4 protein-coding genes are annotated in these 15,158 nt (G+C 52.7%); all 4 read right to left on the bottom strand.

Annotated elements, in window-relative coordinates; translation table 11 throughout:
• A partial coding sequence (locus tag ELY33_RS00625) for an ESPR-type extended signal peptide-containing protein (RefSeq protein WP_126942389.1) occupies positions 1–5,010 on the bottom strand: 5,010 nt, incomplete at its 3' end.
• Positions 5,011–5,858: 848 nt separating this feature from the next.
• A complete protein-coding gene (locus ELY33_RS00620; protein WP_126942386.1) occupies positions 5,859–6,644 on the bottom strand; it encodes an OmpA family protein in 786 nt (261 codons plus the stop codon).
• 80 nt (positions 6,645–6,724) lie between these two features.
• Positions 6,725–13,873, bottom strand: a complete 7,149-nt coding sequence (locus ELY33_RS00615) for an ESPR-type extended signal peptide-containing protein (protein ID WP_126942383.1) — start codon at positions 13,871–13,873, stop codon at positions 6,725–6,727.
• 456 nt (positions 13,874–14,329) lie between these two features.
• Positions 14,330–15,157: an OmpA family protein gene (locus tag ELY33_RS00610; RefSeq protein ID WP_126942380.1), complete on the bottom strand. Its 828-nt coding sequence runs from the start codon at positions 15,155–15,157 to the stop codon at positions 14,330–14,332.
• Between the last annotated feature and the right edge of the window lies 1 nt (position 15,158).

Raw genomic sequence — 15,158 nt, 5'->3', positions numbered from 1 at the left:
ATCAGCGGTCAGGGCTGGGGTGGTAGCCACTTTGATGATCTGGTCGCCATCACGGGTAATCGCAATGTTCTGGCCATCAATAAACTGGACTTTCTCGCCCGGGGCGACGGTATCGACTGTGTCTTTATTAACCTGAATATCCCAGCTGCTGCCTGTGCTGGCAATATCCCGCACTGCCTTCAACTGGCTGACGTTGACCGCATCAGTATCGTTACCACCAGCGGCGACGTTGGTGATACGGCGCTCTTTACCGGCGCTACCTACGGAAACTTCGCTATCCGCTGTAGGTGCTGTAACAGCAACCGGGTTGCCAGCAGCATCCAGCGGCTGATAGGCCGCTGTTCCCACCGTGGTGCCATCGGCATAAGAACCGGAGCCTAAAGCAACATTTTCGTCACCTTGTGCATTAGCTCCATCACCTACGGCAACAGAAGAGACGCCATCCGACTTGGCGTTATAACCCACGGCTGTGGAGTTATCGCCTAATGCTTGCGTACCAATACCCGCCGCCAGTGAATTTACACCCGTAGCACCGTCGTTGTCGTAGTTACCTTGAACGAGACCGTTATCATTCCAGCTGTAGTAATGGGTTTCCTTGCCATCGACGTAGGCTTTATTAACGACTGAGTTGTCGTTATTGATCTGGCCAGTGTAGATCGCTTCGTTGTTCACTACTGAGAAGTTGTCACCTAGGTAGGTGTCACCCTCCACTCTGGTGTCGCCCAAAATCGTGGTGTTGCCGCCGATGTTAGTGTCGCCAGCCACATCTAGCTGATTGGTTACATTGACGTTGGTGAACTCGACATCGTCCGCTGTGGCGACTTCGATACCGCCTTTACCATCATCAGTCAGCTTGATGTTTTTGCCAGTGACGAAGTTGGCGTTATTGTCAGTTTTGGTCAATGTTTTGACATCGGTGCCGTCAATCTGAGTGACTACTTCTTGCAAGGCGCCATCGATCTGGTCTTTAGTGCCCTGACTTATGTCTACTGCGTAGTCTGTCAGGTTGGTGACAGGGTCTTTGGTACTAGCTGCTACAGTAACCGCCGCAGAGCCTGCACTGACTGTGGTGCCATCAGCATCGACTCTGTATAAGTTTTGGCCAGTGTCAACATCTTTAGCAGATACGAGTGTGGTGTTAGTGCCTTCGTAAAGTTCGGTCAACTGACCGACAGTGGCAGCACTATTAGGGTCGTTAATTGCTTTTAAGTTGGTGATGGTGTTGCCACCCATGTTGATGCCAGTGTTGTTGATCACTGGGCCACCGTTGATGGTCAAGCTATCAGCGGTTAGGTCTGGGGTGGTGGCAACCTTGATCACCTGGTCGCTATCACGGGTGATCGTGATGTTCTGGCCATCAACGAACTGAACTTCTTCGCCTGGTGCGACGTTGTCAGCAGCTGTGCCGTTGACTTTTACATTCCAGCCAGCATTGGCGACATCACTCACTTGCTTGAGCTGGTCTTCAGACGCCGCTTGGCCAGAAGTGAAGTTGTTCGGATCAAAGGTGGTATTGGTTAAGCCACCGATAGTACCGGCATCACCGTCGATCGTGACCGTATTCGTCGTACCAACATTAATAGAACTGGCCAGGCTAAAGTCGATTTCGTTGTCAGCCACGGTTGTAATGACGTTGCCATCAGCACTGGTGTAAGTAACGGTATCGCCAAGCTTGACGTTGTCATCAGTACCGTTGTCAGCTGCGATGTTGAAGCCTTTGTCGATCGCATCGGTGTTTTTGGTGATGTTGGTGGTGTTGTTGGTGACGTTTTGATTGGTCGTAAACAACTGGCTACCATTTACAGCGTCAGTGGATGTATTGCTGATATCACCATCTGCTACATTGGTGATCTTGTCGCCGCCTACATCCAGGCCATCAGCCGTGCTGGTGATGACGGTGTTGTTGGTGGCGTCACCAACAGTGATCTGAGTGAATTCAACTTCGTCTTCTGTGGCGACTTCGATACCGCCTTTACCATCATCAGTCAGCTTGATGTTTTTGCCGGTGACGAAATTGGCGTTATTGTCAGTTTTGGTCAATGTTTTGACAGGATTGCCGTCAATCTGAGTGACCACTTCCTGGATAGAGCTGTCAGCCAAGACTAAGCTGTCTTTTGCGTCCTGACTTAGATCAACTGCGTAGTCTGTGACTTTGGTGATATCGTCCTTGGTACCAACTACAGAAACCGCCGTAGAGCCCGCGCTGACTGTGGTGCCGTCCGCGTCGATGGTGTAGGAAATAAGCTGCGAGTCTTCTGGATCTACTGGTCCAGGAGGAGGGCACGGAACTTCTGCCGTTGGCACGCAAACACTAGGTGAAGCAAACACTGGAGTTACATATGTATTGTTTCCAGCGTTTAGCTTAATCCTGTTGTCGGCAACCGCCTTCAGCTGAGCAACGTTGACCGCATCGCTATCCTCGGCACCAGCGGCTACACCAGTAATCTGGCGGTATATACCATTAGTAGCATCACCAACAGACACCGCAGCATTGGTGCTTTGTGTATTGGCAATAGCGGAGCCGTTAGCAGCATCGCCATTCGTGGAGATATCATAGCCCCTAACACCGCTACCCGTGCTAGCCACAGAGCTGGAACCCAGTGCCACGCCGCCTGCGAAGGTAACGTCCGCAGAATTACCCATAACAAAGGCATCGGCCACATCAAGGTCATTGCCGTTACCGATGATGCGGCTACCGGTAGCAGCAGCGCTCATCAAATTATCATTACCGAAAGCACCGGCGTTATCAGCTGCAATAGGAGCCGCAAGCGTTCCATTATCATTACCGATGGTATAGGTACCCGCCCCAGTCACATAGCTAGGGTCACCGATGGCGCCAGAGCCATTGCCAGAGACCTGATTGCCATACCCAATGGATATACTCTTTTCACCAGAGGCTATCGCGCCGGTACCCATGGCGAGTGAGTCTATGCCAGTAGCACGGGTCTCATACCCCAATGCGATCGCGCCTTGAGCAGTTGCTTGTGCATCACGGCCTGAAGCCCAGGCATTACGCTGTGTTGCTTGCGCACCATTGCCGGTCGCCATGGAATTTTGGCCGGATGCTTGTGCGTTACGGCCCACCGCAATTGCACTGTTGCCTGTACCCTTGGCCATACCGCCCAACGCGATACCATAATGCTGACCTACGCCAGTTTCAGCTTCTTTACCAATCGCAATAGAGGCTAAGGTATCCGTCTTGGCATCGGTACCAATAGCAATCTGAGAACCACCATCCCCCCCTACTTCAGTGGTACCTGTTTGGGCACGGGTACCTATCGAGATGTTATTAACCGCCCCTGCAGATGAACCTTCTTTACCGGCTTTGGCTTCATTACCCATGGCGATTGAGTCCAAGCCTAATGCATTGGCGTCAAGACCCAAGGCAACTGAATTCACACCCTTAGCCTCTGCTAAACTACCAATTGCTATTGCATCATTAGCATTCGCTTTAGCATCGAAACCTTGCGCAATAGAGCCACGACCTGAGGCAATCGCCGGTGCATTGGCACCAGAAGATAGCGCTATAGAGAAACTCCCAAGCGCCTGTGCTCCGCCACCGATTGCAGTACCTGTATTTGTACCCCCATTACCATCGTCAGAGCCCGCAACCGCATCAAACCCTATGGCAGTGCCACTTTTGGCAAGTGCACCAGCGCCCACCGCCGTCGTGGGATAAAGATCACCTACGGCATAGCCATTAGGGTTGCTACCATTCTTTAACAACGTATTGTTAAAGGACGCACGCTCAGCTTTCGCCCCCTCGCCAACGGCAACTGAGCGGACACCCTCAGCGTTGGCGTTGGCACCGAGCGCCGTGGCACCAGAGTTGTTGGCTCTAGCACTTTCACCATAAGCCGAACCCGCAATATCAAAGTTATCAGGACCAACATTCGGGTCGCCTGCAAAATTCCAGGTCGCCTGCGCACCATCACCTACCGCGGTGCCACCATTGGCTGCACGAGTTGGGTTAGCCGCGTCATTACCGATCGCAACCGAGCCTGTCGCCCAGCTGCCCGCACCCAGTGCCATGGCGTTATCGCCTGTGGCCTTGGCACCGTTACCCATAGCAAACGCGTTGAGAGCGGTAGCTCCCACTGGAGCCCCATCAAGAACCCCCGCTCTAGCCGACGAACCAAGAGCAATAGCGTCATCCGCTAGTGACTGCGCCTTAGCACCCAATGCGATAGAGCGCTGGCCTTGGGCAAATGTTTTATTAGCATCGTTGTAGTTGATGCCGGTTTTGGTTGTCTCAGCTCCCCCAATGGAAATCGAGTTATCACCTGTTGCCGTAGCTGAATGACCTACGGCTAATGAACTAATCCCTGTTGCAGCCGAAACAGTGCCTATTGCCTGGGCAAAAGCCTCACCTGCGAATGACTGACGGCCAAGAGCAGATGACGACGCTCCTATGGCGCCACTCGCCGGACCAAGAGCTAACGAGGACTGCCCCGCTTTTGAATACGCGCCGATTGCAACCCCTAACACACCAGTATTTGAATAGCCTCCAACAGCAACTCCTGCGCCCCCTGCATCGGCTTTCTGCCCCAGAGCTACTCCTGAAGTCGCTACTTCATTGAAAAGCCCACCATTTTGTGTTTCTGGCTGGTAGTATGGATTGAGACGGTCAGTTAAAACGATCGTATTGCCAGTAGCCTTAGCTTCCTCGCCAATGGCAATGTTACTAGTATCCCATGTAGGGTGACAGGCATTGGCATCTACGCCTATCGCAATCCGCCTATTGCTGTAATCAGCACACGTATCCGCACCCATTATTGCTCCAGCCTGTGCACCTGGCGCAACCAGCATCATAGAGCCAGCGGCGAGCGCCACGGCGATGACGGCTGGGCGCAGCAGCGCCGGCACGCCTTTCGCGGCGGCTTCCGGCGCCGGCAACTGGCCGACCACCCCTTGCTGTGTGGCAGATTTATCATTGCTGCGGGCTGCCTCGGAAGTGACAACCAGACGACCAAGGGTGCGGTTCCAAATTAGACGAAACACGTTATTCATACTTAAAACTCCACTAACCGTTCAGTGAGAAGGCGCTGTCGCCTCACACAATTACTTTTCCATTGGCCGTCTTGCTGCGATGTTAAAACTCAGGTGAGGGCATATAACCTGGGGCAACATCATTCCGACTGGTCAGCCGCGGAATCCCCAGCGCAGCTAAAAAATAGCAGCGCTGCAAAACCATTAACGCGGCTTGCTCAGGCACTCTTAGTTCTTGTGTAATGACACAAAAACTGACGAGTACCGTCCAAGGTGTTTATTTAGTGGATACATTTTCTTACTTAAACAAGCACCAACTCAACACAGGGTAATAATTGTTCATACTGCCACTAGCAGTAAAAAACGACGATTAACGGAGGGGGTTTATATAAATCATTGATTAACACTTTCTAACACTTAACGAAGAAATCAAAACACCTATAAATAAACATAAAAATAAAAAATAACTGCGATAAAAAAATACCAATAAATTTATAAAAAACAAGCACTTATATGTTTTAAAGAAGATGAGGCTGGCCGGTTAAAAAGACGTCATTAGCCATCATATATTTTGTTTAAAAACACTGTTCTAAAATTTAACAATTATTTATAATACTGAGCACTCTAAAAAAACCATGCTTTATTTACCATTGTTAATCTTTCACCGAGGGGGTTAGCGATAAACCGTAAGTAAACGACTGTTCGAAAAGACTAATTAAACTCTATTTAACAATTCAAGAAGAATGATGCTTGTTTTAAACAGCCCGCCCCAGTGCCATAAAGAAACCCGCGATGCATGCATGTGCCTAAAGGATCATGATGCGCGCGGGCATTCAAACGTGGGGTTATCTTCTCTATTGCTACTATTGCTAGTACTGGAACGTCAACTCTACTCTTCGATTGGGCTTCAAGCATTCTCTCACGCTGGGCGTGGCCACTTGGCCTGGGCATTCCACAATGGGGTCTGCCTCTCCCCTTCCAACCATGTTTAGGCTAGCGCGTTCTACACCTTGGTTAACCAGGTAATTGCCGACTGTTTCAGCCCTTTCCTGGGACAACCGCAGGTTATATTGCTCATCGCCGAAACGGTCGGCATAACCTGCTACCCGTATGCTGGCAGGGGCAGTGGTGCCGTGAAACGCATCGACAACCCGTTCTAAAGCCCTTCGCCCTTCGAAGGTTAGTTGGTTGCTGTCAAAACCAAACAACACATCGCCCGATAGCGTTAACCTTTCTTGGCGTGGTTCTGTTGCAAGTTCTTCTACCTGAATGGGGACCAATAACACCGGGCATTGCGCGTTGCGCCAGTGGGTGCTTGTGACGCGCATCTCGCGATCAAACAGTAGTTTGTATTGGCACGTTATGTATTCATTGGCGTATCCCGTATAAAAATTGAACGCGTAGTCCCATTCACGCACACCAAAAATACCTTCGCTAAAGTGCGGGTGCCCTAATAGCAGGCGCACTTGGTCTTTATGCTGGCCTTCAGAAATGCGCAGCACATCATTGGGGTCGACAAAATCGCCCTCTCTGAGATAGGTGCTTTCAAGGTCAGGGAAGCGGATTTCATCGTCTTCCGCCGACGGCGAATTTGATGCACAACCCGCTAACCCAATAGCCAGGCCGATTGCTAATAACGTGGAACGATTTTTCATGGTCACGCCCTATGCCGTTATACAAGCTTGTTAGTAGTAAAAAACGAGAGAGAGGGTTGCCTCTCTCTGAAGCTTGCAAGTTAGTCAATCACCCCTGAAATACCGACGCCAATGGTTGCCCCAGCATGGGAACCTGCCACGCCGGCGTTCAAACTCCAGCGGCCATTGTCGGCGGTACGGCGGAAGTTAATACCTATTGCGCTTTCTCCGCCGTGGTAGCCACCCCCTACGTGATAGGTGAGCTTACCGGGTACATAGGGGGCATGCCCCATGGCAGCCACCGCTGCAATACCTGCATTGGCATTGCGCTCCACCTTGTCGATGCGCCCGTGGACATTGTTGATCTCATTGGCAAAGCGGAGGCCTAGCTCGTTCATCTGGCCTACGTTAACCGCATCCCCTGCGTTTATACCGGGCGCTACGTTGGTAATCGTGGTGCCGTTGGCATCGAAGCCATCTACCGTCATGCTCGGGCCACCCTGAATGCGCACACCTTCATTGCTGACGGAGGTATTGCCGGTGGTAACGCTATTCACATTTAGCTCGCGGTTGAGCGTGACCTGCACACCCTGATTGGTTGTGCGAGTGGTGATGTTGTCGTCGCCGGTAACCGCCACGGTATCACCCAGCTTACGGTTAACCGGCTCGCCTTGGTCGGCGCTAACGTTTAGGCCTTTATCTAGCGCGGTATTAATGTTGCTGATGCTGTTGGTATTGCCCGCGATCTGATGACGGTTGCCTTCAATATTGCTGGTATTACCCGCGACTTCTTGTTGGGCGGTGTAAAGCTGATCGCCAGAGACTGCGTCGGAACTGCCCGCTGCAATGTCACCCGGTGCCATGTTGGTGATTTTGGTGCCCCCTTCGCCGGCTAGCTCAACCGTGTTGTTGTTGGTAGAGCCATCATCGTTGCGAGCATACTCAACAGCGCCTTCTCCGCCGCCTGGAGGTGTCACGGCCACTGTCTCCGTCAGGCTGCCTAAGCCGCCTTCCACACTGGTCAAGCGGGTATCAAGCGATTCCATGAATTGGTTAGCAGCATATAGCTGACTGCCGTTGATCGCATCAGTACTGGTAGCGCTAATCCGCCCTGCTGCCACATTGGTAATGGTGCGTTCGGCACCGACATTGCCAACACTCACGGTGGATACAGGGCTTGTACCTGCAAACTGGTACGTTTGCCCTGCGATCTCTACCGAGACCGTACTTTCTGTCTTGTCGGTACGAGCTCCTTCACCTAGCGCCACACTGCCTTGGTGAGATGCCACCGCGCCGTAGCCCATCGCCAAGGCGCGGTCTGCCGTGGCACGCGCTTGGTAGCCTATTGCGGTAGAACCTTGTGCTTCGGCAAAGGCATCGCTTAGGGCTAAACCGCTTTCATTTGTGCGCACATAACGAATACCTCGGCCATTGTTGGTGATGTACTCATCTCCGGTATCGCCGGCAATATTGGTGATATCGCCCTCTAGGTTGTTGATCAGATCTTGAGCAGCCCAAAGCTGAGCCCCGTTGATCGCATCGGTACTGCCTTCGTTAACATCACCTTCACCTACGCCGCTTATGCGGGTGTTGCCATTACTATCTACATTGCCCACATCAATACTGGCGCTACCAACATCAAGTCGTTCAAAGCTGACCTCATCCGCTGTGGCAACCGTGTAAACAGTCTGGCCATCATCACTGATGCTTTCGACAACGCTCATGTTGCTTCCAGCTTCAACTTCTGTTTTGGCAGCCGCCACACTCGTGCCGAGATCTTTAGCCACATTCTGTAGGTCTCCGGCGTTAATCGCGTTGCTTAACGCATCGCCTTCTAGCTCTTCAATCGGCATATCACCAAGGCCGCTAGCAACGTTGGTAATTTGTTGACTGCCAGCATCTATGCCACTTCTGGTGACACTGGGGCCGTCGGCAATCACCAACCCGGTATCGCCTAGCGTGACGTTATCGCCCACGCTGATACTGTTGTTGATACGCACATCATCAGCGAGGTTGAAGGTTACTTCTTCACGCCCTTGTTTGGTTACCTGAGTGATTTCAAGATTCTCATCCGTATTGCGCAGGTTCACTTCACCGTTTGGCGTAATATTTTGGGCACTTGCATCCTGAGTACTTAGGTTCCAACCCGCATTGGCGGTTTCACCAACACTTTTCAGTTGTTCCTCCGTTGCGGCGCGGCCCAATTTTCCAAAGCCATCTGCATCCAGCGAGGTATTGGTCAGCCCGGTGATGGTGCCTGTTTCCCCACTCACCGTGACAGGGTTAGCGCCACTGGCCACAAAGGTTGGTGCCGTTACGGTACCTATAAACGTTGGGGCATCGGCAAAGTTGAGCACAATGTTGCCAGCGTCATCCTTGTCTCCCACGACCAGGTTAGGGTCATCGCTGGTGAGGGTTTGCAGCGCGGAATCCGCTAGTGTCAGGCTGTCTTGGGTTTGCTGGTTTAGCGCTACTTCGTAGTCGGTGACGTTATTGGCATCAGTCGCGGCGGCCACGTCAACGCCAGTACCCGCTTTGACGCTCGCGCCCTGGGCATTGACGGTGTAGATATCCTGGCCGTTGGCACCGGTGGTTTTATCCACGCTAGCGACGTTGGTGCCTGCCGCGACTTCGGTTTTGGAGGCGGCAGCGCTGTTTTGCAGCTGGCTGAGGTTGACGGCGTCTTGAGGCGCTTGACCATCAGCCACACCGGAAATCGTCGTTTTACCCGCATCAAAGCCGGTGGCGCCGATGCTGACAGGGCCAACGGTCAGGCTCTCATTGATAGTGACATTATCCGCCAGACGGTAGTCGAGGGTGGTATCACCCGCGTCATTGCGGCGGTGAGAAATCGCCAGGTTGTTATCACCACTGATGAAATCTACTTTGCCGCTCGGGCCAACATTACTGCTATTTAAACCGGTTTGTTGCGTGGTAAATACGTTCCAACCCGCATTGGCGGCGGTGTTGGCCGAGGCAATGGCGTCGTTGATGGTGTCTTCGCCGGTGCCACCGATATCGCTGGTGGTGATGGTGCCGTCTGGGTTGACCACGGAATTGCCGCCGATCACGGTGTTGATTGAATCAACCGAACCAAACAGCTGGCTGCCGTTGATGCCGTCGGTGCTGGTAGCACTTACCTCGCCGGGGGCAACGTTGCTGATCTTCTGATTATTGGCATCAATGCCGCCACTGGCCGTCATGCTGGGGCCACCGGCAACGGTCAGGCCGTCGTTGGTAACGCGGGTGAGGTTGCCCGCGCCGTCGTCAACCGTGAGGCCGTTGGTGTCGAGCGTGCTGTTGCCAGCGGTGACGCTGTCTACATCCAGGTCGCGGTTGAGGGTGATGTCGATGACGCCGTTATCATCCGCGCCGCTTTGGGCCACGCTGATGTTGGCATCGCCTTGGAAGTCAACGGCACCGTTCGGGCCGATGTTGACTTGATCCGCCCCTGAGCCGGTCAGGTTCCAGCCCGCATTAGCGGCGGTGTTGGCCGAGGCAATGGCGTCGTTGATGGTGTCTTCCCCGGTGCCACCGATATCACTGGTGGTGATGGTGCCATCCGGGTTGACCGTAGCGTTGCCGCCGATCACGGTGTTGATCGCGTCAACTGAACCAAACAGCTGGCCGCCGTTGATGCCGTCGGTGCTGGTGGCACTTACCTCGCCGGGGGCAACGTTGCTGATCTTCTGGTTATTGGCATCAATGCCGCCACTGGTCGTCATGCTGGGGCCACCGGCAACGATTAGGCCGTCGTTGGTAACGCTGGTGAGGTTGCCCGCGCCGTCGTCAACCGTGAGGCCGTTGGTGTCTAGCGTGCTGTTGCCAGCGGTGACGCTGTCAACGTTAATGTTGGCGGCCAGGTCGTAGACGATTTCGTTATTGTTAACTGTCGCGAGCAGGTTGCCGTCGGTATTGGTGTAGTTGACGGTTTCACCCAGTTTAACGGTGTCGTCTGCGCCATTATCGGCCGAGAGGTTGAAGCCGGTATCAACCACGCTTTCAACCACACTGAACAGCTGGCTGCCGTTAATAGCATCGGTGCTGGTGTTGGTGATGCGCCCAGCGGCGACGTTGGTGATCTGGCGCTCTGCGCCGACGCTACCCACACTGACGACACTGGTAGGTGCAGTACCTGCAAAACCGCCATAGGTCGTGCCCCCAACCGTGGCGCTGGTAACTGGGTTCGCCGTCGCGGTTTTTGATCCGCTACCCAGGGCAACATCGCCTTCACTGGCACTTGCCTGGGCGCCGCTACCTAAAGCCACCGAGTAGTTGACGTTAGCTTTAGCGCCTCCTGAAGTATTTGCACCATAGCCACCAATGGCAATGGCGCCAGTGCCAGTAGCACTGGCGGCATCTGTTGCGGTGCCGCCACCTAAGGCAATAGCCCCCTGGCCAGTGGCCAGCGTACCGCGGCCAAGGGCGGTGGTGTAGCGGGTACCAGCAGTGGAATCTGCGCCCAGTGCGAGGCTGTTTTCGCCGATGGCATTGGAGGTTTCCCCCAGAGCGAAGCTGTTCGCGCCCTGGGCGTTGGCCTTATAACCAATCGCTGCTGACCCTGTGCCTGATGCAACGGCAGAGGTACCAATGGCAGTAGCATTTTCTTCGGTGGCACTAGCGGCGATACCCGCTGCCAGTGAATTTACACCTACAGCATTGTCGTTGTTGTAGTTGCCTTGAACGAGACCGTTATCATTCCAGCTGTAGTAACGGGTTTTCTCTGCAATTAACTGTTCGACGTTGACTGCGTCGGTGTCAGCGGTACCCGGTGCCAGGTTGGTGATCTTGTTGGTTGGCTTACCATTCGTGTCAACACCACCCATGTTAATGCCGGTATTGCTGATGCTCGGGCCACCGGCAATGGTCAGGCTACCATCGGTGCCTAAATTTACATCTTTGGCCAACTTGATCGCCAGCGTATCGGTGCCGTTGGCGACGACACCGATGTTGTTGTCAGTGAGGGTTCCCGTCGCGCCACCGGTAACATTTATTTGTTCGCCCAATTTACGCTCAAATTCGTTACCCGCGTTATCGCCAGCGAACGTTAGCGGCATGTTTTCCACCGCAATCAGCTGGCTAACGTTAACCGCATCATTCAGCTCAGTACCCGCTGCCACGCTGGTGATCTGGCGACTGCCAACATCCACCGCCGCTCGGGTGGCTACTGTGTTTTCAATGTTGAGTTTGTCTACTGCCGTTGAACTGGTGGGTACATAGCCTGCTACCCCAGAAGCTGTATCTGCAACCGAACCACTACCCAGCGCCACACCACCTACTTCGGTAACATCGGCGTTATTACCGATCACCAAGGCGTCAGCGACGTCGATATTATTGCCGTTACCCATAATCCGGGTGCCGTCAGCACCCAACGCAATTTTGTTGTCATTGCCAAAGGCACCGGCGTTATCGGCAGCAATGGTGTTGTCGTTACCGAGGGCATAGGAACCCGCACCAGTGATGTTATTCGGGTCACCAAACGCGCCTGAGTGATCTCCACTGACGTCATTTCTATAGCCAATGCTGATGCTCTGTTCGCCAGAAGCTTTCGCGACGGTACCCATGGCGAGTGAGTCTTTGCCGCTTGCTTTCGCTCCTGACCCCACAGCAATCGCGTTCTTGTTAGTTGCTTCCGCGTCACCACCTGCTGCAAGAGCGTATTCATCAGTAGCTTCTGCCCGAAGGCCTAATGCCGTCGCTCCAATAGCACTACTGGTCGCTAATGTACCTATCGCCGTCGATGCGTTTCCTTCTGCTAAAGATGCTCGACCAATGGAAATTGCGTTATCGCCCGTTGATACCGCTGGTGAGTACTGGCTTGGTGAAATTGCAATCGAAAAATTTCCGGTGGCCTGTGCCGCGCCGCCGACCGCGGTACCAGAACGTACGACGCCAGGACTTACTTCCTTTCCAGCGACTGCGTCCATGCCAATAGCAGTACCATAGTAAGCAGATGCACCATCGCCCACCACAACACTCGACAACCTGGCCCCATCAGGATAAGCAGTGCTTTCCACTCCCGTTCTAAGATCGGTATTAGCGGGGGCTGCTGATGTAACCCCTTTACTGAAGGCATTGGCGCCTATTGCAATATCGCCCTCAAGAGAAGCTGTGCTTTTCAACCCCACGGCAATGGCATTATTGGCAGTAGCCTGAGCCGAGGTACCAAACGCGACCGAGTCATCCCCCGTGGCCTGGGTATTTTTAATAAGCTCCTGACCATTGGAGGAGTAACTACCTATCGCCAGCGCGCCCTTACCACTGGCTGACGCTGAGGCGCCAAACGCCAGCGAGTATTCGCCGGTCGCGGTTGATGCGGGACCAAAGGCCATGCTGTATGTCGCTGCTGCGGCACTCTGGTAGCCGATGGCAGTGGAACGAAGCCCCGTTGCGTAAGCCGCCGGGCCAAACGCCAAAGCCGCGAAGTCACTAGCGACAGACTGACCACCAAAGGCCATGGAGTTGATGGCGCTGGCATTACTATTTGGACCAAGCGCTATCGCCCCATCAAACGCATTGGAGCCACCACCAATCGCCATGGCGGGGTTAGGCACGTCTTTAATCGTCGCTTCCAGAACCCCGTTAGTATCTTTGCGGATAAGCCCAAAGATGCCACTACCTCCCGCCGTTGCATCTCCACCAATCGCGATGCCGTTTTCCGCGATTGTTTCCGATTGAGCACCGATCGCTACCGATGAGGCTTTTGTTGCTTTACTACCAAAGCCCAAGGCAGTGCTCGCTTCACCCGTCGCACGACTTTCCAAACCAATCGCGGTTGCCCATTGAGCAGCTCGTGCATTAAAGCCGAATGCAGCCCCGCCTTTACCGGTAACCTCGCTGAACGTTCCGTAAACAGTAGCGCCTGTCTGGCTGTTACCGCTGGCATTGCAGCCTGCTACGGTTGAGTAGGAACCGCTGCCATCTATCGGATCCGAATCTGTATTAGGCGTCGCAATGTTGCCAACCGTGCCGCCTGTTCCACCCGATGTACAAGTAGTATTTTCACTAGCAAATCTTCTCGCTTCGGCATCCGAAATACTCAGCGGTGAGAGCATTGTTGAACATGCCAACGCAACACCGAGGGTTACTGGGTGAAAAAAATTATTTAAGAGCCTGCGCCCTGATGTTTTCGGCACCTGCCCTACCTGCTGGCTACAGCTACCCGCTTTGTGCTGGGAGCGAGCGGCCTCTGATGCAACGACTAAACGACCTAATGTGCGGTTCCAGATCAATCGAAATACGTTGTTCATTGCGCTTACTCCACTGCAGTCTTAACGGGCAACAACACGTCATTCCATTTACTCAGAACTCTTAGTGGCGATATTATTAATATTTAAAATGCACTTAATAAGGGTTTTCTGAATAAAAGAAAAACAAAAACAGAAAGCGCTAGATATTTTTTGATATCAAAATCAGTAGTTTATTGCTTACCACTACTCAAATAAGAATAATAAAAAGCAATAAACAACAAAACACAGCGCACTATGTTTCATTGTTGCCAACTAGCAGTTAAAACCACAAGCAAGAGAAACTATTGTTAATAATAAAAACAGAAAAATAACACCAACTTAAACCGATTCAGACATCATCAAGCTAATTAAAAAAGACCACTCAATGGCTAGATTGTTAAATAAAGAAACATAAACAAAAAAACCGAAGCCTTATAAGAAAGACTTCGGTTTATCACTCTCTATTGTCGGCATTAGTTAATGGTTAGAAACAATAACCTCCACTCTGCGGTTAGGTTTTAAACACTCTTTAACATTTGACGTCGCCACATTGCCTGGGCAATCCACTACTGGATCAGCCTCTCCTCTGCCGATTAGCGTCAAATGACGACGTTCCATCCCTTGTGACACTAAATAACGTCCGACTGTCTCGGCACGTGCCTGAGATAAATTCAGGTTGTATTGCTCATCTCCGAAGCGGTCTGTATAGCCAACGACCAATACACTGGGTGACGAGTAGGCGCTAAGCACCATGTCTGACACCCGTTCTAAAGCACGTTGCCCCTCTAAGGAGAGTTGTTCACTATCAAAGTCAAATAACACATCTCCTGACAGGGTGAGTTTCTCTTGCCGTGGCTCTGCAGCAATTTCTTCTATTTCAATCGGCACAAGCAGCACCGGGCACTGTGCATCCCGCCAACGCGTGCTTTTTAACGCCATGTCATCGTCATAGTGCACTTGGTATTGGCAGGTGATGTACTCATTGCCAATACCGGTATAGAGATTGAAAACGTAGTTCCACTCCCGAACACCAAAGAACCCTTCCGCGTAATGAGGGTTGCCAATTAACTGGCGTACTTGATCTTTCGTTTGGCTTGCCCGAAGTCGTAAAATGCTTTCGGGGTCGACAAATTTACCTCCGTCATACCAGTTGCCCGCTAGTGCCGGAAAACCATCTCCGGCGTCACGTAGCTCGGTGCGGTCGTTGTTAGGTGGACTAGCACAGCCCACCAGAACGAGAACGGCGGCAATACTGGCGGCCCCAAGGGCCGCTTTTATCTTTATGCTATTGCTACAGTTATTCACT

The sequence above is a fragment of the Vreelandella andesensis genome (genome assembly GCF_003989795.1).
GTDB classification, from domain to species: domain Bacteria; phylum Pseudomonadota; class Gammaproteobacteria; order Pseudomonadales; family Halomonadaceae; genus Vreelandella; species Vreelandella andesensis.
Note: the sequence above shows the minus strand (reverse complement) of the source record. Positions and strands in the feature narration are given on the sequence as shown.

Bases quoted from the DNA above. Each gene is read 5' to 3' on its own strand.
- ELY33_RS00620 (WP_126942386.1), bottom strand. From the start codon at position 6,644: ATGAAAAATCGTTCCACGTTATTAGCAATCGGCCTGGCTATTGGGTTA.
- ELY33_RS00615 (WP_126942383.1), bottom strand. From the start codon at position 13,873: ATGAACAACGTATTTCGATTGATCTGGAACCGCACATTAGGTCGTTTA.